The organism is Acinetobacter endophylla (assembly GCF_053543775.1).
Map to the genome: position 1 here is coordinate 35,170 of NZ_JBLVOM010000235.1, position 26,189 is coordinate 61,358.

The window sequence follows — 26,189 nt, forward strand, 5'->3', positions numbered from 1 at the left end:
GCCATGACGACTTGAGCACCTTCGCTCGCCACTTGCAGCGCGACACCACGACCGATGCCTTGCGCGGCACCGGTCACGATTACGACTTTATTTTCAAATCTTTGACGATTAGACATTGAACAAATTCCCTCTATTAATTGGCAGAGAATTTTTCAAACAGGAAGCTTGCAGGTTTCACACCTTCAGCATCCAGCCAGCCGCGAACTGCTTCAACCATTGGTACAGGGCCACACAGGTAAACATCTACATCACCGCCATTTAGCCATTCGTTCTCAATATGACCGGTCACATAGCCTTTACGCTCATGTGCAGATTCTGGATTTGCTACTACAGTGCGGTATTCGAACCACGGGAATTTGTCTTGCAGTTCGTTCAGTTTTTCAATGGCAACCAAGTCGAAATCATTGGTCACACCAAATACTAAACGCACTGGATGTTCTGAACCTTTTTCTTCCAGCACTTGCAGCATTGACATGAATGGTGCAATACCTGTACCACCAGCCAGCATCAAGACAGGACGGGTCACAGGGCGCAGGTAGAAGCTACCAAATGGACCGGTAAAAGTCATCTTGTCGCCAGCTTTGGCATTTTTACTTAAGAATTCACTCATTTTGCCGTTCGGTACATTACGTACTACGAAACCGGTCAAACGGTCACTCGGTTTTGAGCTGAATGAATATGAACGGGTTTCGGTCGTGCCCGGAATTCCTACATTGACATATTGACCAGCAAGGAAGTGAATGTCCGGTTGACCTTCATCTAACTGGATGTCAAAAGTAATGGTCGAGTCAGACAGGTTTTCTACACGTGCCAAAGTACCCTGGAATTCATGAATTTCAGTTTTGCAGACTTCTGAAGATGCCTGAATCTGGAACACTGCATCTGAAGTTGGTTTACACTGACAAGCCAGAATAAAGCCTTCAGCGGCTTCTTCAGGTGTTAAAGCATCTTCAATATAAGTTTCTTCAGGCATGTCATAAGAACCTGATTCACAAAACGCACGACACGTTCCACAAGCACCATCACGGCAGTCCAAAGGAATATTGATCTTTTGACGGTAGGCTGCATCTGACAGTGTTTCACCATCTGAAACAGAAATAAAACGTGTAACGCCATCTTCAAATTGAAGTGCAACATTGTGGTTTGACATGGCTGAATATCCTATATAAATCTTTGTAACTGAGCCTTTCAGCCAATTTTCCATCTGACCGAAAGGCATAACCTGGCTGTATAAACAGTCTTAGAGGTGATAAATGTCGATAACCTGGTTGATGTAATCGTTTTTCAGTACCACGTATTTGCTTAAAATTTGTGGTTTATCGCCTGAGAAATCAATTTCATAACGAGACATACCGAAGTAGCTGTAACTTGTTTTGTAACGGAAGCTCAAAGTATTCCAGTTAAAACGTACAGTCACTTTGTCGCCATCACGTTCAACAATTTCAATATTGCTGATGTTATGGCAGGTACGTGTGTCCGGCATAGTTGCAGATGAACGTTCAGTCTTGATCCGGAACACGCGGTCTTCTAAACCTTGACGGTCTGGATAGTAAATCAACGAGATTTCAGACTGTGGATCTGTGGTCAGTTTGTCATCATCATCCCAGGCTGGCATCCAGAAAGACGCAGTAGGGGCATAACAAGTTAACCAGTCATCCCATTGTTCATCATCTAAAAAGCGGGCTTCTTGATACAGGAACTGAGCAATATTTTCTAAAGTGATGTCGCTCATGCGCTTTCTCCTTCAGTTGATGCTGCAATTTCTTTCTCAGTCGCAATACCTTTTTTGATCAATTCTAACCAGTACTGGTGCTGAGACAGGTATAGACCTTCATCTTCAGTTTTAATACCAGACAGTTTTGGTTTTAAACCGATTTCATTGGCAGCATCATCCGGACCTTGAATCCAGTGTTTAGAACCACGGCACATGTCGTTCCATTCCAGCGCGATACCGGCATAACCTGCCTGACAAGCACGGAATTCTTCAAGATCGTCTGGTGTCGCCATACCTGAAGCGTTAAAGAAATCTTCATACTGACGGATACGACGGGTACGCGCTTCAGGCTCTTCGCCTACAGGCGCGATACAGTAAATCGTCACTTCAGTCTTATCGACAGAAATCGGGCGCAGGACACGGATTTGTGAACCGAACTGATCCATGAAGTAAACGTTTGGATAGATACACAGGTTACGTGAACGTTCGATCATCCACTTCGCCATAGCTTCGCCATATTGCGCAGTGTATTCATCTTTCTTGGCAAAGTTAGGACGGTCTTCCGGGTTAGCCCATTGCGTCCAAAGCAGCATATGACCGTGTTCAAAGCCGTAAGAACCACCGCCTTGTTTGCCCCATGAACCTGCGCTCATGGCACGGATGTTATCGCCAGCTTCTTTTTCTTTACGTTGCTGAGTCGTTGCAGCATAGTTCCAGTGTACAGCAGACACGTGATAACCATCAGCACCGTTTTCAGCAGTCAACTTCCAGTTACCTTCATAGGTATAAGTCGAAGCACCACGTAAAACTTCCAGACCTTGCTCAGACTGATCCACGATCATGTCAATGATTTTGGTCGCTTCGCCCAGGTATTCTTCCAGAGAAGGAACATCCGGATTCAAGCTGCCGAACAGGAAACCTTTATAGTTTTCAAAACGGGCAACCTTTTTCAGGTCATGTGAACCGTCTTTGTTAAAGCAGTCTGAATAACCCGCTTCAGCCGGATCTTTGACTTTTAATAACTTACCTGAATTATTGAACGTCCAGCCATGGAATGGGCAAGTATAAGTTGCTTTATTGCCTTTCTTGTTACGGCATAATTGTGCACCGCGATGCGAACAGGCATTGATCATTGCATTCAGTTCACCTTGACGGTTACGCGCAATGATGATTGGCTGACGGCCAATATAGGTCGTATAGAAATCGTTGTTGTTTGGAATCTGGCTTTCATGCGCCAGATAAACCCAGTTGCCTTCAAAGATGTATTTCATCTCCAGGTCAAACAGGGCTTGGTCTGTGAATACTGAACGGTGAAGTTTAAATTCACCAGATTCATAATCATCAACCAGTAGTTCGTCAATGCGGTCTAAATGGCTGGTGTTAATTACGGGAATACGAGGCATGTCCTTTCTCCGACTTTCCTGGGGGAAGTCAGCGGGATATATCTAGAAATATATCCCGCCTCTTTAATTGTATTAAGCGCTAGCGCGGCGACGATCAACTTCGGTCGAAGGTGCGTCTTGTTTTTCTTTCACAAGTTCAATATCAAATTGAATGTGTTTGAAAGGACCTTTCAGACCACGTTTTGCAATTTCAGCTTCATCAGTCACGTCAACCGCAGTTGCCACCAGGCCTTCACGAGTAGCGAATGCGAAGTCATCCCACAGGTATTGGTCGCCTTCAATGTTGAATTGAGTAGTCAGCTTGCGGTAACCCGGTGCAGATACGAAGTAATGTACGTGCGATGGACGGTTACCGTGACGGCCTAGTTTGTCCAGTACAAACTGAGTTGTACCTTCTGGAGGGCAGCCATAACCCACTGGCATTGTAGTCAATGCAGTATATTGACCATCGGCAGCGGTAATGATGCTGCGACGCAAGTTAAACTCAGACTGTGACTTGTCAAAGAATGAGTAGTTGCCCAGGCTGTTCGCATGCCAGATTTCAACTTTGGCACCTTCAACACGGTTGCCGTCAGTATCCGTCACTGTACCTTCAATGATTAAAGTCGGGATTTTGCCTTCTTCAGAACCATCGTCCATACGTGCAAAGCTTACAGTTTCAGGTGCGCCAGCGACATAAAGTGGACCTTCAATCGTACGTGGCGTACCGCCAGTAATGCCTGCTTTAGCATCCGCTTCATCAGCACGTAAGTCTAGGTAATGCTCCAGACCCAAACCTGCAGCCAATAAACCTAATTCGTTCGCTTGGCCGGCATCAGTAAAGTATTCCAGCCCTTTCCACAGTTCTGACTGGGAAATATCAAGATCTTCGATCGCTTGGAAAAGGTCACCCAATAAACGCACAACAACTTGCTGTACACGTTCATCTACAGGACCTGTCGCTGTATCAACGTTCATTTGCTTAACTAATGCATCAATTTCTTGGCGATTCATACTATTGCTCCTAAAGTATGTCTTTCATCTTTTAGTGGCGCACTTTTTTAGCTTTCATTGGCTGGCTAAATCTGGCTGGCCACAATCCTTGTTGAGGTACCCTCTGTTTTCGATTCGGAAGGGGAATCCGGTGACTCCCAATCCGCTCATTTAATCAACTGTCGTCATCTCGAACTGAAGATGGGTGATGGTTTAATGCCATTACTTCAATGTTCATATAAGGATAGAGAGGCAAGCCTTGTAACAGGTTGTGCAACTCTTCATTGCTTTCAACATCAAAAATACTGATGTTTGAGTACTGGCCCGTGATGCGCCAGATATGACGCCATTTGCCTTGACGCTGTAATTCCTGTGAATAAGCCTTTTCAACAGCCTTAATTTCGTTTGCCTGTTCAACTGGCAGATCACGTGGAATGTTTACATCCATACGTACGTGAAAAAGCATGGGTTTCTCCTAATTACTGACGACGCAAGTTGTCAATCTTGTTTTCATCCAACTCAATCCCCAGACCTGGTCCTTTCGGAATCTCAAGTTCAAAGTTTTGATAGTTGAGTGGGGTTTTCAAAATATCTTCAGTCAGCAGTAGAGGACCAAACAGCTCGGTACCGAACGCCAGACTTTCAAAAGTAGAGAACACATGTGCCGAAGCAATCGTGCCCACCGGACCTTCCAGCATGGTGCCTCCATACAGGTCAATGCCGGCCAGTTTGGCAATCTTGCCTACTTCACAACCTTCAATCAGGCCACCCGACTGGGCAACTTTGACTGCAAAAACAGATGAACCATTTTGTTTGGCAATCTCATACGCTGAGTGCGGGCCCATTAACGATTCGTCTGCCATGATGGCAACATCAAAACGTCGGGTCAGACGGCGCATGGCATCCAGGTTATCAATTGCACATGGCTGTTCAATCAGATCAACACCGCCATCTTGCAATAACTGAATGCCTTTAATCGCTTCCAGTTCTGACCAGGCACGGTTCACATCCACACGGATTGAAACGTCTTTGCCTAAGGCTTTCTTAATTGCCAGCACATGTTCAACATCTTCTTCTACCGGACGCGAACCGATTTTGAGTTTGAAAATGTTGTGACGTTTTGCCGCAACCATTTTCTCTGCTTCTGCAATATCTTTTTCGGTATTGCCAGAAGCCAATACCCAAAGAACTGGAATACTGTCACGTAAGCGGCCACCGAGGACTTCGCTTAATGGCAAACCTAAACGTTGTGCCTGAATGTCTAAAAGTGCAGTCTGAATCGCACATTTAGCAAAACGGTTACCATTAATATTCTTTTTGATTGCTTGTAATGTCTGTGCAACATTTAAACCGGATAATGTTTTTAAAAGAGGCGCAAAATAAGTTTCAATATTAACTTTTACGCTTTCCGGGCTTTCATCACCATAACCTAAGCCACCGATAGTTGTTGCTTCACCCCAACCGATGTAACCATCTTCATTGGTGATTTTGACCAATACCAGGGTCTGGGTTTGCATCGTCGCCACTGCCATCTTGTGAGGGCGAATGGTTGGGATTTCTACCAGCAAGGTTTCAACTGACTTATACATAATACGGGTTCACATTCTTGCTTTAATGCTTTGACTTGATATACCTTAAAAGAATAATGTTGATTGGTCTAAGATCGATTTAGCATTTTTTTATACTTTAAAGGTATTTAGAGACATGGAACTCAGACATTTGCGTTACTTCGTTGCCGTCGTCGAAGAACAAAGTTTTACCAAAGCGGCAGAAAAACTGTTTATTGCTCAACCACCTTTGAGCCGACAGATCCAAAATCTAGAGCAAGAGCTCGATATTCAGCTATTTGAGCGTGGTAGCCGCCCGCTAAAAACCACTGAAGCCGGTCAATTTTTCTATCAGCATGCTGTTAAACTTTTGTCTAATGCTGAAGAAATAAAATCGATGACCAAGCGGATTGGCATCGCGGATCGCACTATTAGCATTGGTTTTGTCGGATCTTTATTATTCGGTTTACTATCGCGTATTGTGTTTCTATTTAAGCAGCAGCATCCTTATCTCAAAATCGAGATGATGGAAATGAATACCTATGAACAGATTCAGGCGCTGAAAGAAGGAAGAATTGATGTCGGTTTCGGCCGTTTAAGAATTTCGGATCCTGCGATAAAACGCGTGTTATTGCGTGAAGAACGCCTAGTGGTGGCAGCTCATTCAAGTCATGTACTGGGTCATCGTGAAAATATACATTTATCTGAACTGGTCGATCAGCATCTGTTCTTATATCCGAATACTGGAAAGGCAAATTTCTCTACCCAGGTTCGTGGCATATTTTCTGAGTATGGTCTTGAACCGAAAAATATCCGGATTGTCCGTGAGTTACAGCTGGCACTGGGCTTTGTCGCTGCCGGAGAAGGCGTCTGCATCGTACCGGAAAGCGCACAAAACATTAAATTAGCCCATCTCAACTTTGTACCTCTAGCAGATGCTTTTGCAGTGAGTCCTGTCTTTATGGCGATGCGCAATATGGATGAAAGCGAATACATTCGTTACCTGTTTGATGCTGTGTATCAAGTCTATGATCTTGAAGCGCTAAAATACGATCGATCGGTATTTTAATCGCTAAAAATCGTGTGAATGATATAGCACCAAAAACCGATGAGGACGTGATAAAAACAACCTGTTTTAGAAAACATAATGATTGAGTAATATATTTATTAATTAATTGAATATTTTAATTTGACCCAGACCTTATAGGTATAAAGCCATGCCTATTCAGTTTTAGACATTTTTTCCTATTTTCTGCATTGTGAGCAGCATAAGTTGAACTTCACAATCTGGAGGTGGAGATGTCTACAAATAAAGTGAATATAAATACGCTGATTGACGAGGCAAAGTTTACGCCCTTTCATTGGGGAGTATTGATCTGGTGTTTGCTGATCATTATTTTTGACGGTTATGACCTGGTGATCTATGGGGTGGCGTTGCCGCTGCTGATGCAAGAATGGTCGCTAAGTGCGGTGCAAGCGGGAATGCTGGCCAGTACTGCCTTATTCGGGATGATGTTTGGTGCCATGAGTTTCGGCACTTTGTCCGATAAACTCGGCCGTAAAAAGACCATCATGATCTGTGTGGCTATTTTTAGCGGCTTCACATTCATTGGTGCCTTTGCCACATCACCAATCGAATTTGGAATCTTGCGCTTCTTGGCTGGTTTGGGTATTGGCGGGGTCATGCCTAACGTGGTCGCTTTGATGACCGAGTATGCACCTAAACGTATCCGCAGCACCTTGGTTGCGTTGATGTTTAGTGGTTATGCCATTGGCGGGATGACTTCTGCGCTACTCGGTGCATGGTTGGTGCCGCAATTTGGCTGGAAAATCATGTTCCTGCTTGCAGGCATTCCATTGCTAATCTTGCCGATTCTATGGAAATATTTACCAGAATCCCTGATGTACCTGACCAACAAGCAACAGACGGCTCAAGCACACGATATTATTCAAAAGATCTCTCCGACACAGGTCATCACCAGTGACACCCAGTTTGTACTGAATGAAGTGCAAAAAGGGGATGAGGCGCCATTAAAAGCAATCTTTCAACAAGGCCGTAGCTTCAGTACCTTTATGTTCTGGCTGGCATTCTTTATGTGCCTGTTGATGGTCTACGCCTTGGGTAGCTGGTTGCCAAAACTGATGATTCAGGCAGGATATTCGCTGGGTGCAAGTATGATCTTCCTGTTCGCACTAAATATTGGTGGAATGGTAGGTGCAATTGGTGGTGGATATCTTGCAGATAAATTCCATATCAAAAAAGTGCTGACTATCATGTTCTTATGTGGTGCCATTGCATTGATTCTGCTTGGCTTTAACAGTCCACAATTTGTGTTGTATACACTAATTGCTGTGGCAGGCGCTGCAACGATTGGCTCACAAATTCTGCTCTATACCTTTGTGGCGCAGTATTATCCATCGACGGTACGTTCTACCGGTATGGGCTGGGCATCTGGTATTGGACGTATTGGTGCGATTGTTGGACCGGTACTCACTGGTGCTTTATTAACCATGAATTTACCGCATCAAATGAACTTCTTTGCAATTGCGATTCCTGGCGTAATCGCTGCGCTAGCAATTTTCCTGGTGAACTTAAAAACTTCCGTAGATGGCCAAGCCCTTGCAACGTCTAGCGTAAAGCCGAATCCATTGGCAAAAGAAGCGACACATTAAGTTAGATTTCAATCAATAAAGATAATATTCCCAATGATATAGATCGCCATCGTAACGGGTGGTGATCTGTTGCTAGAATCGAAACGCATAATAAAAAGCGAGTTTAGGATGAACACGACACAATTATTTAATCAACCAACAATCACATTCAAGCGCACAGTTCTGATGAGCATGATGGCAATGAGTTTAGGGGGCATCAGCTTATCGACTCAAGCACAAACCTCCACTCAGTCGAATCAGCAGGAAATTGAACAACTGCGCCAGGAAGTTCAGGCCTTACGCGCACTGGTTGAACAACAGCAAAGACAGACGGCTGTGGTCACTGCACATGTTGCAGCAACACCCGCTCCAGCAAGCAAACCTGTCATGAAAATTGCCAGTGGTGCCGAATTTAATCTTTATGGAAATATTCGTGCCGATGCCTCTTATCAGGCTGAAGGTGGTTCAGCAGCACGTATGTATAACCAGATTAATGCGGTACCTTTAGAAGGTGTCGGTGAGCGTAGTGATGAATTCAAATCTACTCTGGCTGCAACCCGTTTAGGCATGGATTTTAAAGCACCAGTCGGTGCTGGAGATAAAGCTTTAAGCGGTAAAGTTGAAGTGGATTTTCTGGGCGGCGCAAGCTTTGATAACTTGCGTATCCGTCATGCTTATATCAGCTATGCCAACTGGTTAATTGGTCAAACCTGGTCAAACTTTGCGGTACCAGATTATATTCCAGAAACTGTAGATGCACTGGTTTATGCTGGCGGTTCAATTAAACGGACTCCACAAGTTCGTCATACCAGCACCTTCAGCCCGGCTACCAATCTGGTACTGGCGGTAGAAGATCCAAAAGATGGTTCTATTAAGCAGCGTATACCTGCTTTAACAGCACGGTTAAATCATAAATTTGCTGATAATCTTACCGTTAGTGCGCGTGCCATGGGCCAGGAAAAACGTATCAATGAAGATGAAGAAATGGCGTGGGGTGTGGGTCTGGGAACAAAATATGAAGTTGTACCGGGTACCACTTTAAAAGCGGATTATTATCATGTTAAAGGCGATAGCAGCTTTGTTTCTTTTGCCAATACAGGTGTTGTTGTAGCAGGTGGAAATCTTTACCAAAGTGAATTTGACTCGATTACAGTAGGTATTACCCAGCAGTTTAATGACAAATTGCGCGGTACATTAGGTTATGGTTATATGAATTTTGACCAAGATAATGGCTATCTTACTGCCGTGAATACAAGTACAGTTAACAAAGATCTGTGGCAGGCTTGGGCAAACGTTTTCTATAGCCCAACCAAACCTTTAAGTTTCGGTCTGGAATATATTTATGGTGAACGCGAAGCATATGGGCCTGCATTAAATATTGATGGTGACGTAATTAGTGGTCGTACAGGTGAAGACAACCGAATCAATGCGGTTGCGATTTACAACTTCTAAGACTTCTTTCAATGAGAGAGTCTGATCTGTAACAGAAGCGTGGATGAATTAATCCGCGCTTTTGCTCTTTTGAAGAATGGTTTCTGTCAGCAGATTGACTGCATTTTCAATATTGGCTGTCCATTCAAACGAACAATTCAGCCGAATATAATGTTGGCTGGTAGGCTCAGGCTTAAACAGCAGTGCAGGGGCAACTGAAATATGTTGTTGAAGCAATTGTTCATAGAGCTGCTGGGCATCAACTTCTTTAGGTAATTCAATCCAGAGAAAATAACCACTGGAATAATAATAAATTTCACAGATGCTTCCCAAACGTGCTTTGAGTTCCTGATAAAATTTCTTTTTATATTTTTCCAGATGCTGCCTTAAATGCCGCAAATGTTTTTCATAATGATGATGTGAAATAAATTCGACCAGCGCATTTTGAAGTAAGGGACTGACTGTTAAAGTGCTCATGAGCTGTAAGTGCTGAATGGCATCGGAAAATGGGCCGGCATACACCCAACCGACGCGTGCACCCATCCCCAGCGTTTTCGAAAATGAGGCGCAGTGCAAAACCATCTGATGCCGATCAAAATATTTAACGGGTAGCGGTTTGGATGAACCATAATTTAATTCCTGATAAACATCATCTTCGATTAAATACACCTGATATTCATACAAGAGTTCCGCAATTCTTTGTTTGATTTCAGAACTGACGGTAAAGCCAATTGGATTATGGGCATTCAGCATCAGCCAGCACACCTTGATCGGATACTGTTTTAAAGCCTGTTCAAATGATTCCAGATCAAAGCCAAACTGTGGATGTTCCGGAATCGTAATCACCTGTAATCCCAGACGCTCGGCTGCCTGCCAGGCACCATAAAATATGGTTTGCTGTAGCAGAATAAAATCACCGGGTTGGGTTAAGGCCTGTAAAGACAGATTCAATGCTTCTAGTGCACCGGATGTAATGACAATGTCATCTTGATTGCAGGTAACTCCTTGTAATTGATAACGGTTAGCAATCAGTTGCCGCAAGTTCTGATTGCCGGGCGGCATATGATTCTGGTTGTTATAATTGCTTTTTCTTTTGGCCTGCTGCGCCAGAATCTGCATAAATTTGGCGTTATATAACAGCTCTGCATTGGGAAAGGCAGAACCAAAAGGCACAATCTCTGCTGACTGAGTCGATTTTAAATAATTAAATACCACCGAATTGATTTGAATTTTAGGATTTAAACCAATCTGGGCGGACTGTTTGCTATTGAGCAGAGCTTGAGTGTGTTCTGCAACGTAATAGCCTGATTTGTCTTTGGCATAGACCAGACCTTGTGCTTCAAGTTCCTGGTAAGCATTGAGTACCGTCATCAGGCTATAACCAGATAATTGGGTCTGTTCGCGAAGTGAAGGTAATTTTTCATGTGCCTTCCATACGCCATTTTCAATCATCTGACGGATATTCTGTGCCAGTTTTTCAGACTTATACATACACTTTCTTGAACTAAAACTGTTCTAATTATTTTGATTTATAGCATATTTTAAGATACTTAATATAACAAAAGGAAGGAGTAGGATTGTTGTCATTCTATTTTTAAGCTTGAGTCTTGATGTACGACAATTAAAGTGAAAACCAGGTCTCAGATTTTCTGGGGAAATTTTATCTATACCTAAATTGTATTCCCATTTTTATACGCCTCAGTCACTTGGCTTAATTTGTCACAATTCGATACTTACAAATTTAGATTTCCTTGCTAAATTCAATCCACATGATGATAAAAAGTAAGTTACGGTTTCAGACCGAGCCATCATGCAACTATAAAAACGATACGCAAATACGGACCAATAACAAGCACAAAGGAGTGGAAAATGCTCGGAAATATGATGTTTCAGCCTTTACTGATCAGCAGCATGATTGAACATGCAGGACGCTATCATGCCGATACCGAGGTAATTTCCAAAAATACCGATACCAGTATTACAGTGACCAATTGGGGAGAAATTCACCAAAACTCGAAACGTTTTGCCAATGCATTACAACAACTCGGCTTAGCGCAGGGAGATCGGGTCGCGACCATTGCCTGGAATAATCATCGCCATTTAGAGTCCTGGTATGCCATTTCTGGCAGCGGCTTAGTCTGTCATACCATTAACCCGCGCTTATTTCCGGAACAGCTGATTTTTATTATGAATGATGCTGCGGATCGCGTGGTGCTGTTCGATAAAACATTTGTCCCTTTAATTAAAGCCGTGAAAGCGCTGTTGAGCTCAGTCGAGCATTTTATCTGTCTGGATGCAGCTGATCCGGCAGTTAGAGAAGCGATACCAGAAGTACAATTTTATGATGATCTGATTGCCGGCCAAAATGCAGATTTTGAGTGGCCAATAATTGATGAAAACTCAGCAAGCTCTCTGTGTTATACCTCGGGAACCACGGGCAATCCCAAAGGTGTGCTGTTTAGCCATCGCTCTACGGTATTACATAGCTATGCCATCATTTTACCTGACTCCTTAAATGTCTCAGCTGCCGACATTATGTTGCCTGTAGTGCCAATGTTCCATGTGAATGCGTGGGGCACACCGTATGCTGCTGCGATGGTGGGATGCACATTAGTTCTTCCTGGACCGGGTCTGGATGGTGCCAGTCTAGTCAACCTGATTAATACTTATCAGGTTTCGGTAGCACTTGGTGTACCAACCATCTGGCAAGGTTTGATTGCCGCCGCAAACCAGTCAGGCTCCAAACTGGAAAGCCTAAAACGGAATGTAGTGGGCGGATCGGCATGCCCACCGGCCATGCTAAGGGCTTTCAAAGAACAGTTTAATTGTGAAACGATCCATGCCTGGGGCATGACAGAAATCAGTCCACTGGGTACAGCGAATCAGCTCAAGACCAAACATTTGCATCTGTCTGATGAAGAAAAACTGCAGATTCGTCTGTCTCAAGGCCGTCCGCCATTCGGGATTGATTTACGTTTGATCGATGCAGAAAAAGGTACGCATGAAATTGAACGTGATGGACTTAGCATAGGAAACTTACAGGTTAAGGGCCATTGGGTCATCAGTCATTATTTTGGCAAGGAAGAATCTGCACTGACAGAGGATGGCTGGTTCGATACCGGCGATATTGCCACGCTGAATCAGGATGGTTTTATGAAACTCAGCGACCGCTCCAAGGATTTAATCAAGTCTGGGGGGGAATGGATTTCATCGGTAGATCTGGAAAATATTGCCATGGGACATCCGGAAATTGCGATGGCTGCCGTGATTGCTGCCCAGCACCCTAAATGGGATGAGCGTCCCGTATTAATTGCCATTATAAAGCCGGGCAGCCAGCTAATTGAGACTGATCTGCTGGATTATTATGCAGACAAAGTTGCCAAATGGCAGGTTCCAGATCGAGTCGTGTTCGTTGATGCGATTCCACTGAGTGGTACTGGTAAAATGCTGAAAAAGGATCTGCGTGAATTATATGGGACCATTCTTTTGGAACAGGCGGCAGGTTAGAGCGTCCAGTTCAAAAGAGTTCTCTTAACATGCTACTCAACAAACTGATCTCGAATAGAGGTCAGTTTTTTATGTAAACATTCGATAGAGGTACAAGTTTAAAATTCTTTTTCTCAAGATATAGCGTTGGAATCGATACTTTTAGCGAATATTGTTAGACAAAAAGCTATATTGTGGGGGTTGAGCACATAATTTGACCTGTATTGACATGGTCTGAGCATGAGAATTCTTTATCCTGAACAATATAATAATTAGACAGTTGTACATTAATGAAACTGTCTGCGGATAAGGGGATAAAAATGACAAGCATGCCAACCTATCAGCCGCATTGGATACGGGAAGATTTCATTGATTTTATTGGTGAAAAAATCCATCCAACTTGGGCAATTAAAAAAGTTAAAGCTGCTGTTATGAGTATTCAAGCTATCAGCCCTGACTTTTTCAAGATTCATTTACGTCCGAATCATAATTTTAACATCAAGTCATTTCAGGCCGGCCAGAATATTGCAGTGACCATCAGGCTCGATGGTGTACGTCATCAGCGACATTATTCAGTAGTGACGGTATTAAAAAATGGCGATCTGATTATTGCAGTAAAACAGCAGGGGAAAGTTTCACGTGCCTTAAGCCTGATGCAAATTGGTGCGGTGGTCGAAATATCTCAGCCCCAAGGCGAGTTCACATTGCAAAAATCCACCCAGCCGATTTTATTTCTGGCTTCAGGCAGTGGTATTACCGCAATTTATTCCTTGCTACAAAAAGCGGTCATTCATTCTCTGGAACAGATTGACCTAGTTTATTTCACTCGAGATGATGCTTTTCATGCGGAGTTGAAAACCTTGGCTTTAATGCATCAAAACTTGAAATATCACCATTTCAATACGCTGGAACACCAACAGCATCTAACCCAAGGCTTATTACAAAAGCTAGTGCCAGATTTGGCAGAGCGAAAAATTTATGCCTGTGGCTCTGCCGGGATGATGAAAGCTGCACTGAGAATCATCGATAAACTGGATTTGAAAGCCAATTTTCATTCAGAATATTTCCAGATTGCAGTCGATGAGAAAATTAAGGCGCAGCCGGTACAGTTTTTAAGATCGCAGCAAGAGTTTCAGGCCCAGGCTACTTTACTGGAAAGTGCTGAAAAATCAGGCCTGCGTCCTGCATATGGCTGCCGGATGGGAATCTGCAACACCTGTTCCTGTACCAAAGTCAGTGGTTCGGTACGCAACGTCCTGACCGGTGAAGTTGATCATGGCAACAATACCCAGATCAAACTGTGCATTTCCCAGGCAGTGAGTCCTGTGGTGATTAATCTATAACCTATTGATAAGCCATTAATTAAACTATAAGAAGGTGCTCCCATGAATATGCAAATTGATTTTAAACGACATAGCAAAAGCCAATTTCTCAGTCCTGAACAGATTGAGGAATTTGGTGCCAAAGTCGATGCAATCCGCCGCGAGGTCATGGATGATCTGGGGGAAAAAGACGCCGAATATATTTATAAAATCCGTAACTTTGTCCGCTATAGTGAAATTGCCTCACGTGGCATGCTGATGTTTGCTGGCTGGTTACCACCGGTATGGCTGGCTGGGACAGGTCTGCTCGGTCTTTCCAAAATCGTGGAAAATATGGAACTCGGCCACAATGTCATGCATGGCCAGTTTGACTGGATGAATGATCCGAGTCTGAATGGTGTGACGTATGACTGGGATACGATTTCAACCGGCGATGACTGGAAATATACGCATAACTATATTCATCATACCTATACCAATATTGTGGGGATGGATCATGATGTGGGTTATGGGCTAATTCGAGTCAGTGAATCCCAAAAATGGGAACCACGTTTCCTGTTCAATATTCCATTGGGCATTCAGTTAATGGTGTTTTTCGAATGGTATGTTGGCTTGCAGCGCCTGCATCTGGAAGACGTGATTGCCTATAAAACCAAGACCTGGAAAGAAGTCTGGGAAGAAGCAGCTCCTTTACGCAAAAAAATGCGCCGTCAGGTGTTAAAAGATTATGTATTTTTCCCGCTGATTGCTGGCCCAAATGCCATTCCAGTATTTACCGGTAATGCCGTTGCCAATGTGATCCGTAGCCTGTGGGCTTCTGCTGTTATTTTTAACGGACATTTCACTGAAGATGCCGAAACCTTTGAAATGGACAATACCGATAAGGAAACCCGTGCAGAATGGTATGTCCGTCAGATTCGTGGTTCGAGCAATTTTAGCGGTACCCAATGGTTGCATATACTGAGTGGTAATTTGAGCCATCAGATTGAGCATCATCTGTTCCCGGATATGCCGGCCAACCGTTATGTTGAGGTTGCTCCAAAGGTCAAAGCACTCTGTGCAGAATATGGTATTCACTACAACGAAGCCAGCTTTATGAAACAGTTTTCTACCGTATGGGTAAGACTGGCAAAATGTTCTTTGCCAAATGAATGGAATCAGCAAATTACCGGAAAAACTCACGCAGTAAAATCAGTGTTCAGTTACTTTAAGGCGAAGCTGATGAGTTAATTATTTCAAGTTTCTCAGTTATCCAGTTTGGTACTCCTCAATAGATTTGGATGGTTTATTGAGGATTTTTTTATCACCCCAGTTCATGAATGGAATATGAAGATCACTTTCAAAAAAATGACGAAGGTTAGACAAACTCATTACGGTCGAAACGCTTCACCTACAAGTTGATGGTTTAGGCACAGTCCCTTCTTTTTATAATGGCCGCGTTCTATCATCTAAGGTCTCAATTTTGCAATATCTTAAATATTTTTCAGCAATCCCATTATTAGTGCTTCTAACAGCTTGTAATACCCCTGAAACGCCAGCACCAGATTATCAGGGCAACTGGAAAAACACCATGGAAAATCCAAAACTTGAAAATATTCTGGTTATTTCCAAAAATGGTAAAAATTATCTGATAACCAATACTATTAAAGATAAGGAAACCGGTAAAACCGAGAAAAAGAATCCAATGCCCGCAGCAGTGAGCGAAAATGGCCTGCTTCAGTTGAACGCAGGTGCAGGTATGGTCGATTTCGCAATCGATGAGAAAACCGGAAATCTGGTCGGTTCAGGTTCAGTCTACAAAAAAGCCAAATAGTCAGCGAGAATTTTACGCACAAGATAAAATCAAAGATGTCATGTGCAAGGATAAAGCATGACATCTTTTTTTAGGAATGCTTTATGGGAGGAAACTTAATAATTCAGCAAAATCTTCGACAAAATAATTCGCTTTGGCTTTGATCAAATCTATTTCATGAGCGGAGTGCTGATCATAAATTGCCACCACCTCGATGTCCGCATGATTTGCTGCTTCTACACCGACTAAAGAGTCTTCAATAATTAGACATTCCTCTGGTCGAAGGTTAAAGGCTTGCAAAACATTCAGGTAAACCTCGGGATGAGGTTTAATATTCTGGACATTTTCACGGGTGAGAATCAAGGCAAAATCCTCATCAAAGCTGATTTTAGAATTAATATTTTGATTGTTATCCTGATAGCGCTGTACATTGAATAAACTGGTGGTGGTGGTCAGAGCCAGAGATATCTGTTGCTGTTTTAAAGCCTGAATCAGGAGGTCGGCCCGAGGTTTTAACTCGACGATATCATCCAGAAAATGTCGGGAAATTGTATAACGACGATTTTTTACTTCTTCTTTAGCTGGTTCAAAACCGTATTGTTCTTTTAAAAATCCACAATATTCCAGATAAGGATCTGGCCTATGTCTCATGGCGGTAAGTTGAAGATCGCGTTGTTGCTGAATCTCATGTAAATCGACTTTTCTGTTGGAGAGCTCATCAATCAGGGCTGCATCGACCTGATTCCAGATGCCTACAGAATCAATCAACGTACCATCCAGATCAAAACAGACCAGCTTTTTATCCTGAAACATATAAGATTTCTCTGTATTTTTATCATTTATTGGGTGTGGCTGAGTATATCGCATACGATTTAAATGTTTAACTGACCTGAGCAAACTGGGCTGGAAATTTTACGCTAAGGTACTTTTTAATGGATTTATTCATCTGGCAAAAGTATTTATTTACGGAAAATTACAGCGAGTTTAATCCTGAAAATAGTTGCGAAGTGTTATATTTTAATCTGACCCTCAATAGACTTATGCGGATGAAAGACCTGTCCGAATGATGAGAAAGTTAAAGGAAATGTATTTCTGTGTTTGAACTTGACTGTAAATTGCTCAGTATTTTTTATTATGTCTATAAATTTAAAAACGTATCTCAGGCAGCCGATCATTTAGATATGAGCCAGCCAGCGGTGAGCAATCTGCTGAATAAAATTCGCCAGCATTATAGTGATCCTTTATTTTTACGTATTGGCAATGAAATGCTACCTACGGATCTATCCAAACAGCTCTTTCCCTTGGTCAGCGAAGCACTGAGCAAAGTTGAAGCAATCAATAATTTCACGATCAATTTTGATCAGGTCACTTCACAGCAGCGCTTTACACTGGCGATGACCGATGTATCGCATCTGGTACTGTTGCCAAAAATTTCACAATATCTGAAGCAGCATGCATCCCATATCCGTCTGAATGTGCGTCCGATTACCTCGGAAACCAGTTATCAGATGGCCAATGGCGAGATTGATCTGGCTTTGGGCTTCTTACCCAATCTGGAGAATGGCTTTTATCAGCAGAAACTGTTTGAACAATATTATGTGGTGATCGCGGCAAAAGACCATCCGCGGCTCACGGGTGACAGCATCACGACCGAAGAGTATTTACGTGAAACCCATATTGATATTGATGCGGGGATGGGGCATTACCATATTGAAAATGAATTACTGAATCTGGAACTCAAGCGTGACATTCTAATGCGTCTGCCAAGTTATCTCGGGGTAGGACTGGTGGTACAGGAAACCGATGCGATTGCGACCGTGCCTTATTATTTGAGTGAAGTCCTGTTATCACGTGGCAATCTCAAGATCTTTAATGCGCCAATTGCGTTCCCGACCTATTCCGTAAAGCAGTATTGGCATATGTCCTGTCATCATAAAACCAGCCATCAATGGCTACGTAATATGCTGCATGAAATTTTAAGTAAATAACTCTACAGCTTAAATAGTTTGATTGAGTTCTCATCTCTAGATTTTACAATCCCAGTCTTAGCTGGGATTTTTTATTTTGGTACATCTTGATGCTTTTTGCAGAGTCTTGCACCTGAATTGATCAGTCAAATCCTAATAATAGTATTACGAAACATAAAAACAGTATTACTAAATTGGCACGTCCTTTGCATCTATCTACTCAATCATAAAGTGATCTAGGGTTCCGATACATGAAGATTCATGTAGGTCTGCGACCGAGAGTTCACGGCTTAAGTTTCAAGCTCAAGCTACACGGAGGGATAAAAGCCCGGGAGGTAAACCGTACAAGATTGGGATGGATGCATATGAGCACAACTACTTATCACGAAGATCAAGTCCTCTGGACTGAACGTTTACCGGGTGGACACCACTGGTCAGCACGCATCCAGCGTGGCGCAGTTTTACAACTTAAATCTTTAGGCGCAAATGCCAATGTTTCACTGTTTTGTGTGAATAGCGAAGATAAGCTTGAAGCCTATAACATGCCAGACAGCTTAAAAGGTCAACACAGCGCATTTTTAAGTACAGGGCACATTTTGGCGTCTGATTTAGGTCGTGCGATGATCTCAATTGTTAAAGATGACCATGGTTGGAATGATGCCTTTTGTGCGCCAAGTACCGCACCGCAAATTGGAGCACAGTTTGGCACGAAGACCTTCCAGGATGCCCGCAACGACATGTACCGCAATGCTAAAGACAGCCTACTTTTAGAGATGACCAAATTTGGTTTATCTGCGACGGATCTGAGTAATACCTTAAATCTATTCTCAAAAGTTCAACCGGATGACAATGGCAATTTAACTTATGTGAAGTCTGACAATACCGACCAAGTAATTGAACTACGCTTTGAAATGGATTGTTTGGTGTTTTTATCCAGCGCACCACATGCACTCGACAATTCTAATGAATATGCACCAGCCGATATTCAGCTCTCACTCTTTAAAGCACTGCCTTTAGGCGACACCGATGTCTGCCGTGACTCATGCCCGCAAAATCAGCGTGCGTTTCAAAATAATAACCGCTACTACGCTTTAACTGCTTAAGGGGAATGATCATGACTGCACTCGTAAATATAGAAAAATCAGTACTTAGCGAAGTTTGTCCTGCCGGTGAAGCATGGATGTGTGAAGTCAAAAAAGGCCAGTATTTCCGTATTGTTGATCTTGAAGGTAATCAAGCGGTGGATACTTTGTTTATTTCCGCACATAACCCTGAAGAGCGTTATAGCGCAACCGATACTTTGGCGATGAACCGTCAAATTTATTTAGAGAAAGGCTCAACCCTGTATACCAACTTTGGTAATAAAATCGCCACTATTCATGATGATAACTGCGGTCGCCACGACACTTTAGGCGGTGCATGTTCATGTGAAAGTAACACCGTGCGTTATGCCCATGACAAATACCCAATGCACAGTTGCCGTAACAATTTCATGATTGCGCTGTCGCAACATCCGATTGCCAAAAAGCATGGCTTAAACGTGCGTCATATTGGCCCCAACATTAATTTCTTTATGAATGTGCCTGTGACTTCAGATGGACACCTGAAATTTGATGATGGGATTTCTGCACCGGGCAAATATGTGGAAATTAAAGCTGAGATGGATTTGATTGTGTTGATCTCAAACTGCCCACAACTGAATAACCCATGTAATGCCTATAACCCAACAAAAATTCAACTGATTGTCCGTGAAGGCGAGGTATAAGACTATGACTTTAAAATATGGGTTTAATAAAGTTCTCATCGCCAACCGTGGTGCAATTGCTTGTCGTGTCATCCGTACCCTTAAAAAATTAGGCATCCAATCGGTTGCGGTGTATTCGGAAGCAGATCGTGATTCCTTGCATGTGACTTTAGCTGATGAAGCGGTCTTTATTGGTGATGCACCTGCAAGCCAAAGCTATCTGAATGTCGATAAAATCTTAGAAGTGGCCAAATATACCGGTGCGCAAGCGATTCATCCGGGCTATGGATTCCTGTCTGAAAATGCCGAATTCTGTAATCTCTGTGAAGCACAAGGCATTGTGTTCTTGGGCCCAAATGCCGAGCAAATGAAAGCATTTGGTCTGAAACACACTGCACGTGAATTGGCGATTCAAGCCAATGTACCGTTATTGCCAGGTAGCCAATTATTGGCTGATGAAGCTGAAGCCCTGCTTGAGGCTGAGCGTATTGGCTATCCTGTGATGCTGAAAAGTACCGCAGGTGGTGGTGGTATTGGCATGCGTTTGGTGTGGAATGCGGAGGAGCTGAAAGAAGCTTATGCAACCGTGTCTTATTTAGCGCAAGCCAACTTTAAAGATGCAGGCCTTTACTTAGAAAAATTCGTACAAAATGCTCGTCATATCGAAGTGCAAATCTTTGGTGATGGCAACGGTTTAGTTCTAGCACTGGGCGAGCGTGATTGTTCGGTGCAACGTCGTAACCAAAAAGTCATTGAGGAAACGCCTGCACCACACTTAAACGATACGCAACGTGCCTACATCCAAAATGTTGCGATTCAATTAATGCAATCGGTGAATTACCGTTCGGCAGGTACGGTTGAATTTGTGATGGATACTGACACACAAGAATTCTACTTTTTGGAAGTGAATACCCGTCTACAAGTGGAACATGGCGTTACTGAACAAGTCTTTGGTGTCGATCTTGTGGAATGGATGGTGACTTTAGGCAGTGGCGATTGGGTTGCACCAACATCAAAACTTGAGTCACAAGGACATTCAATTCAAGTGCGTCTTTATGCCGAAGATCCAATCAAAAACTTCCAACCAAGTGCAGGACTTTTAACGCATGTTGAGTTCGATGCCAACGCGCGTAATGAAACTTGGGTAGAAACAGGTTCAAACGTCTCATCTTTCTATGACCCGATGATTGCCAAAATTATTGTGACAGCAGATGATCGTGAATCGGCGATTCAAGCTATGATCGACACACTCGCTAAAACGCAAGTTGCTGGTATCGAAACCAACCTTGAATATCTACAAAACATTATCGACTGCGATGTATTTAAAGCCGGTACACAAACCACACGCTTCTTAAATAGCTTTGAATGGAAAACTCAAAAGATTGAAGTGCTACAAGCCGGCATTCAAACCGCCGTGCAAGATGTCACAGGGCGTTTGGGCTATTGGGATGTCGGCGTACCGCCATCAGGTGCGATTGATCCGCTGTCTTTAAATGTTGCGAACCAACTGTTAGGCAATGCACCAAATACCGCAGGGCTCGAATGTACCTTGCAAGGCCCAAGCTTAAAATTCCATTGTGATAGTCAAATTGTATTGGCAGGTGGTGATATGCCATCGACGTTGGATGGTGTGTCTGTCCCGATGTGGCAGACTGTGAATGTGCGCAAAGGTCAGGTACTCAAATGTGGCAAGATCGCCACAGGTTGCCGTACTTATATCGGCATTAAAGGTGGTCTGAATGTGCCTGAATATTTAGGCTCACAAGCGACTTTTACCTTAGGTCAGTTTGGTGGTCATGCAGGGCGTAATTTATTGATTGGCGATATGCTTCCAATCACGGCATTTACATCCGATGAAGTGAAAGCATTAAATGAAGATCAAATCCCAACATTCTCAAATACTTGGGAAATTGCGGTGATGTATGGTCCACATGGTGCACCTGATTTCTTTACCAAAAACGACATTGATACTTTCTTTGCCAATGAGTTTGAAATTCACTTTAACTCAAGCCGTACTGGTATCCGTTTGATTGGTCCAAAACCTGAATGGGCACGTCAGGATGGTGGTGAAGCGGGTCTGCATCCATCCAATATTCATGACAATGCCTATGCCATTGGGGCGATCGATTTCACTGGTGATATGCCAATTATTCTTGGGCCTGATGGTCCAAGCCTAGGTGGATTCGTGTGTCCTGCGGTGGTGATCAATTCTGAGCTTTGGAAACTCGGTCAGCTTAAAGCAGGTGATAAAGTCAAATTTGTGCCTGTCAGCTACCATCAAGCCAAACTTTTAAATGAAAAATATCATGCACAATTGGCATCAAATGATACACAAGATGTGACTTTTGATGAATCGTTCTATCCTGAAATCAGCACGCTGAAATCTGCTATTTTAGATACCTTAAAAGGTCAAAATGGTACGCCTGATGTGGTGTATCGTCCTGCCGGCAACAACTATATGTTGGTGGAATATGGCGAGTTAGTTTTAGATCTAAACCTACGTTTCCGTATTCATGCGCTGATGCAATGGGTCAAAGATCAGAATATTCAAGGCATTATTGATTTAACACCGGGCATTCGTTCACTGCAAATTCATTTTGATTCGACCCAACTCGATCAGATTGATTTACTGCGCATGCTTCAAGTGGCGGAAGAACAACTGCCTGATGTAACCGAGATGCAAGTGCCATCACGTACCGTGTATTTACCGCTTGCATGGGAAGATTCACAAACTCAGCTTGCAACAGAACGTTATATGCAAACCGTGCGCCATGATGCACCGTGGTGTCCGGACAATATCGAATTTATCCGTCGTATTAACGGCTTAAAAGACAAACAAGCCGTGAAAGATGTGGTCTTTAACGCCAGTTATTTGGTCATGGGCTTGGGTGATGTGTATCTGGGTGCACCTGTGGCAACACCGCTTGATCCGCGTCAGCGTTTGGTCACCACCAAATATAACCCTGCACGTACGTGGACACCTGAGAATGCTGTTGGTATTGGTGGTGCGTATATGTGTGTGTACGGGATGGAAGGTCCGGGTGGTTATCAGTTTGTCGGTCGTACCTCGCAAATGTGGTCACGCTACCGTAAAAACCCTGATTTTGAGCAAGGTATGCCGTGGTTATTGCGCTTCTTTGACCAAATTAAGTTTTATGAAGTGTCTGAGTCCGAGTTGATGCACATGCGTGAAGACTTTAAAGCCGGTCGTCTAAAATTACGCATTGAAGAAGGTGTACTCAACCTGAAAGAATACAATGACTTCTTAACGGAAAACCAAGAGTCGATTGCTGCCTTTAAAGCAGTGCAACAAGCCAACTTTGATGCTGAACGTCGTCGCTGGCATGAAGCAGGGCTTGTGGAATATGTATCTGAAAGCCTAGATGCTGTGGATGATGGCGAAGGTGTTGAAGTGCCTGAAGGTGGATGTGCGGTGGAATCGCATATGCCGGGTTCAATTTGGAAAATTGAATGTCAGTCGGGCGATATTGTCGAAGAAGGTGCAACGCTTGCAGTCATTGAAGCGATGAAAATTGAGATTCCAATTATTGCGCCTGAGCGTATGCGTGTCGATGCGATTACTATTGAAAAAGGGCAAACGGTGAAAACAGGACAGGTATTGTTTACCTTGGCGCCAGTGGCTTAAAGAATCCTCCCTAACCCTCCTTTTGCAAAGGAGGGAATTTCCCCCTCTTTATTAAAGAGGGGTTAGGGGAGATTTAAGAATTACATTTTTGAATATGTTTGAAAATTCGTTCACACAACGCTTTAGCTTTGGGTGTAAGTTCCCAATTATCATTTTCATCGAAATCTTTGATGATTTCTCGGCAAAACTTTAATTTATCTTTGATAGTACCAACACCATTACCATCTGCAAAAGCTGTCTTAGTTGTAGAAGATGAAGGCTTTTTAATTATTTCATCAATTAAACGGCCAATACCATATTGGCTATTGTCGAAATAATTTTCGTCAGTGATATTGTCTATCAAAGAAATATCATAACTTTGTTTTACATTTTTTAGCCGATGAAACTTCGCTTTTGCAACTCTTATGATTGAGTCTTTTGGTAAAGTGTTTTCTGTCTCTTTACACTCTAAAATGATTAGATTTTCTCTATTTAATTCTTTTCTTAAAAATTTTATTTTTTCAGAGTTTTTTTGTATGTCACCATCTGCAATTAGTAGCATTTCACTTGCAACAGCAGTCGCGCTTTGACCTCGATCTTGTTTTAAAAATTCGATTCTTTCTTCTCTTGTTTTGGGATAATCATCATCAAATGACCAATGAGATAAATTACTTCCTGCATACTCTACAAATGTGTAGTGATAATTCGGCATAAAGCGACGGTACTTTTTATAGAGTTCTTTATTCGATTTCTCTAATTCAGCTAAATATTTTTCCATATATTTAGTGATATATAAGCGATCTGTAATGCCTTCAACCCAAATGGTGCAATTGGCTAAATATACAGAAGAAGGTCTTACACCTAATGAGGCAAGTAAGTCACGATCACGGTCACAATGATAAATTTTAAAATCAAATTTAGTAGGGTCTTCTTCTTTAGGCTGTTTTATAAACTTCTGAATCATGACTTGGTCAGACTCATCCGCCATATCAAGTAAATGGTTGGAATGAGTCGTAAAGAAATAATAATGAGGTGTTTCGTTTAGGTAGAAGTTCATCAGTTGACGAACCATACCTGCGTGCATATGTAGTTCAGGCTCTTCTATGAAGAAAGCATGTATTTCTTCTTTTTTAATAAATGCTTCGTATGTCAAAATGATTGCTTGCTGAAGACCATCGCCTAATCTATGAATTGGAAACTGATCATCTTCTCCAATTTTAATATGTACAACATCATTGACATGACCGTTATCATCTTTACCTATGAATGGAATGAGCGTGATGGGTTCATTGTCAAAAAAATACTGACTTAATTTTTCTTCATAATTTTTTATTAACTCACGCTGTTTTGGTTTACCTAACAAGTGAATTTGAAGTTCATGGTATAAGCATTCACCTGTAATAATATTTTTAGAATTAAATTTGTCTTTATTTGGGAAATAATCTTTTTGAGCACGTTCGATATATGGCTGTTTATTTTCTATTTCAGTGACAGGGCGCATACCTCTTAAAATAGGGATATAGAATTTCATATTTGAAAATATTTTATGAATATTAGTTGTTTCTTGATGAAATAAATCTAATGCTATATCAATATTGTTATTTGAATATATTTGATTTAATAATCCATTTTCATATAAGGAATGCATTACAGACTTAAATGCAAGAGAAGCGGTAGTATAGCTTTGCACAGTGAGAGTATCGTTCATAAGATTAATAAATTCTTCATAACGGGGATCAAATTTATTTGAGACTATTTTTTTATGGAAAGATTTTAATTTTCTAAATTGAGTAGAATTATACAAATATTGACCACCTCTCATTTTAAATAATGTACGTAGAAATTTACTTTTACCCGCATTATTTTTACCAATAAAAAAATTCAGTCTTTTTATTTCAATAACTTCATCATATTCAATATCATTATTAGAACTGTAATTTTCTAAATTTTCGGCCCAATAATATAATTTTTCTGTCATAAAAATGCCCCCAAATATGGGAGCTAATTTAGCAGTAATTCATCAATTTTCAAATGAGTTATAAAATAGTGATTGATCAAATCTAGTTGGTCTTTATTTTAGAAGAATAACACTTAAGTTGTCATTAAAAAGTAAACATGTATTCTTTTCCGAATTGGTTTGATACTTTCTCCACCCATTGCTCTATTTTGTCAGCTGTCATGACTTGAAAATCTCGCCAATAATATTTCATCTGCTTCCATACCATCTCGATTCGATTTAACTCAGGGCTATAAGCTGGAATAAAATACAGATTCGTCGAAAAGTTAGTTTTAAGTAGCTCTCTGTAATCAGCCATCTTTTTACTTCTATGAATCGAGGCATTATCAACAATAAGAACCAATGGAAGGTTATACATCTGTTTTACTTGTTGAGCTATTCCAGTTAAATAGGCATAAAACCAAGTGCTTTTCACTGACTCTTGTAAACAGCTTGTCACCAGTTTCCCCGTTGAAAGCAAACACCCCATGACATTAACTCGTTTTAATCTTATTGCATCAACCGCATGAACATCACC

22 protein-coding genes and 1 riboswitch are annotated in these 26,189 nt (G+C 42.1%); of the genes, 11 read left to right on the plus strand and 11 right to left on the minus strand.

What is annotated here, in order from left to right:
* The 7 genes from ACNPNW_RS08110 to ACNPNW_RS08140 all read right to left on the minus strand — a co-directional run.
* Nucleotides 1-116 (minus strand): SDR family NAD(P)-dependent oxidoreductase (locus ACNPNW_RS08110; protein WP_448766866.1); only part of this gene is annotated, 116 nt, incomplete at its 3' end.
* Nucleotides 117-133: 17 nt separating this feature from the next.
* Nucleotides 134-1,150: a benzoate 1,2-dioxygenase electron transfer component BenC gene (benC, locus tag ACNPNW_RS08115; protein WP_086044945.1), complete on the minus strand. Its 1,017-nt coding sequence runs from the start codon at nucleotides 1,148-1,150 to the stop codon at nucleotides 134-136.
* A gap of 90 nt (nucleotides 1,151-1,240) precedes the next feature.
* Complete coding sequence (gene benB, locus ACNPNW_RS08120) at nucleotides 1,241-1,732, minus strand: benzoate 1,2-dioxygenase small subunit (protein WP_004647040.1); 492 nt, start codon at nucleotides 1,730-1,732, stop codon at nucleotides 1,241-1,243.
* Entirely contained in the window at nucleotides 1,729-3,117 is a 1,389-nt protein-coding gene (gene benA, locus ACNPNW_RS08125) for a benzoate 1,2-dioxygenase large subunit (protein WP_253173423.1), read from the minus strand. The genes benB and benA overlap by 4 nt, the downstream gene beginning before the upstream one ends.
* Before the next feature lie 72 nt (nucleotides 3,118-3,189).
* Entirely contained in the window at nucleotides 3,190-4,110 is a 921-nt protein-coding gene (gene catA, locus ACNPNW_RS08130; RefSeq protein WP_253173422.1) for a catechol 1,2-dioxygenase, read from the minus strand.
* Nucleotides 4,111-4,264: 154 nt separating this feature from the next.
* The gene (catC, locus tag ACNPNW_RS08135; RefSeq protein ID WP_423090276.1) at nucleotides 4,265-4,555 is read right to left on the minus strand and encodes a muconolactone Delta-isomerase; all 291 of its coding nucleotides are present in this window, start codon (nucleotides 4,553-4,555) and stop codon (nucleotides 4,265-4,267) included.
* Nucleotides 4,556-4,568: 13 nt separating this feature from the next.
* On the minus strand, nucleotides 4,569-5,678 hold the full coding sequence (locus tag ACNPNW_RS08140; protein ID WP_005246249.1) for a muconate/chloromuconate family cycloisomerase: 1,110 nt from the start codon (nucleotides 5,676-5,678) through the stop codon (nucleotides 4,569-4,571).
* 115 nt (nucleotides 5,679-5,793) lie between these two features.
* On the opposite strand from ACNPNW_RS08140, the gene ACNPNW_RS08145 reads away from it, so the two are divergent.
* The 3 genes from ACNPNW_RS08145 (at nucleotide 5,794) to ACNPNW_RS08155 (ending at nucleotide 9,740) form a co-directional block, all read left to right on the plus strand.
* Nucleotides 5,794-6,705, plus strand: a complete 912-nt coding sequence (locus ACNPNW_RS08145; RefSeq protein WP_168386886.1) for a LysR family transcriptional regulator — start codon at nucleotides 5,794-5,796, stop codon at nucleotides 6,703-6,705.
* A gap of 230 nt (nucleotides 6,706-6,935) precedes the next feature.
* On the plus strand, nucleotides 6,936-8,309 hold the full coding sequence (locus tag ACNPNW_RS08150) for an MFS transporter (RefSeq protein ID WP_423090277.1): 1,374 nt from the start codon (nucleotides 6,936-6,938) through the stop codon (nucleotides 8,307-8,309).
* A 108-nt stretch (nucleotides 8,310-8,417) separates the two neighbouring features.
* Nucleotides 8,418-9,740, plus strand: coding sequence for a DcaP family trimeric outer membrane transporter (locus tag ACNPNW_RS08155; protein ID WP_423090278.1), 1,323 nt, complete (start codon nucleotides 8,418-8,420; stop codon nucleotides 9,738-9,740).
* Nucleotides 9,741-9,788: 48 nt separating this feature from the next.
* Here the strand turns inward: ACNPNW_RS08155 and ACNPNW_RS08160 are convergent, their stop codons facing one another.
* Entirely contained in the window at nucleotides 9,789-11,210 is a 1,422-nt protein-coding gene (locus ACNPNW_RS08160) for an aminotransferase-like domain-containing protein (RefSeq protein WP_448766865.1), read from the minus strand.
* 378 nt (nucleotides 11,211-11,588) lie between these two features.
* On the opposite strand from ACNPNW_RS08160, the gene ACNPNW_RS08165 reads away from it, so the two are divergent.
* From ACNPNW_RS08165 to ACNPNW_RS08180, 4 genes are all read left to right on the plus strand, one after another.
* A complete protein-coding gene (locus ACNPNW_RS08165; protein WP_423090280.1) occupies nucleotides 11,589-13,226 on the plus strand; it encodes a long-chain-fatty-acid--CoA ligase in 1,638 nt (545 codons plus the stop codon).
* 299 nt (nucleotides 13,227-13,525) lie between these two features.
* Nucleotides 13,526-14,548 (plus strand): flavin reductase family protein, encoded by a 1,023-nt coding sequence (locus ACNPNW_RS08170; RefSeq protein ID WP_064096727.1) that lies wholly within the window; start codon nucleotides 13,526-13,528, stop codon nucleotides 14,546-14,548.
* A 42-nt stretch (nucleotides 14,549-14,590) separates the two neighbouring features.
* On the plus strand, nucleotides 14,591-15,757 hold the full coding sequence (locus tag ACNPNW_RS08175) for a fatty acid desaturase family protein (protein WP_064096728.1): 1,167 nt from the start codon (nucleotides 14,591-14,593) through the stop codon (nucleotides 15,755-15,757).
* Nucleotides 15,758-16,028: 271 nt separating this feature from the next.
* Entirely contained in the window at nucleotides 16,029-16,340 is a 312-nt protein-coding gene (locus ACNPNW_RS08180; RefSeq protein WP_505298250.1) for a hypothetical protein, read from the plus strand.
* Nucleotides 16,341-16,421: 81 nt separating this feature from the next.
* Here the strand turns inward: ACNPNW_RS08180 and ACNPNW_RS08185 are convergent, their stop codons facing one another.
* Complete coding sequence (locus tag ACNPNW_RS08185) at nucleotides 16,422-17,132, minus strand: HAD family hydrolase (protein ID WP_191730750.1); 711 nt, start codon at nucleotides 17,130-17,132, stop codon at nucleotides 16,422-16,424.
* Nucleotides 17,133-17,413: 281 nt separating this feature from the next.
* Between ACNPNW_RS08185 and ACNPNW_RS08190 the strand changes: the two genes are divergently transcribed.
* From ACNPNW_RS08190 to uca, 4 genes are all read left to right on the plus strand, one after another.
* Complete coding sequence (locus ACNPNW_RS08190) at nucleotides 17,414-18,307, plus strand: LysR family transcriptional regulator (protein ID WP_423090281.1); 894 nt, start codon at nucleotides 17,414-17,416, stop codon at nucleotides 18,305-18,307.
* Nucleotides 18,308-18,511: 204 nt separating this feature from the next.
* Nucleotides 18,512-18,623, plus strand: a riboswitch (guanidine-I (ykkC/yxkD leader).
* A 28-nt stretch (nucleotides 18,624-18,651) separates the two neighbouring features.
* A complete protein-coding gene (locus tag ACNPNW_RS08195) occupies nucleotides 18,652-19,389 on the plus strand; it encodes an urea amidolyase associated protein UAAP1 (RefSeq protein WP_180049364.1) in 738 nt (245 codons plus the stop codon).
* An 11-nt stretch (nucleotides 19,390-19,400) separates the two neighbouring features.
* Entirely contained in the window at nucleotides 19,401-20,051 is a 651-nt protein-coding gene (locus ACNPNW_RS08200) for an urea amidolyase associated protein UAAP2 (RefSeq protein WP_423090282.1), read from the plus strand.
* 4 nt (nucleotides 20,052-20,055) lie between these two features.
* Nucleotides 20,056-23,676, plus strand: coding sequence for an urea carboxylase (uca, locus tag ACNPNW_RS08205; RefSeq protein WP_423090283.1), 3,621 nt, complete (start codon nucleotides 20,056-20,058; stop codon nucleotides 23,674-23,676).
* 73 nt (nucleotides 23,677-23,749) lie between these two features.
* Here the strand turns inward: uca and ACNPNW_RS08210 are convergent, their stop codons facing one another.
* Nucleotides 23,750-25,633 carry an AAA family ATPase gene (locus ACNPNW_RS08210; RefSeq protein WP_423090284.1) on the minus strand — a complete coding sequence of 628 codons (1,884 nt, stop codon included), beginning with the start codon at nucleotides 25,631-25,633 and terminating at the stop codon, nucleotides 23,750-23,752.
* 124 nt (nucleotides 25,634-25,757) lie between these two features.
* Nucleotides 25,758-26,165 carry a transposase gene (locus tag ACNPNW_RS08215; protein WP_448766560.1) on the minus strand — a complete coding sequence of 136 codons (408 nt, stop codon included), beginning with the start codon at nucleotides 26,163-26,165 and terminating at the stop codon, nucleotides 25,758-25,760.
* Nucleotides 26,166-26,189: the final 24 nt, after the last annotated feature.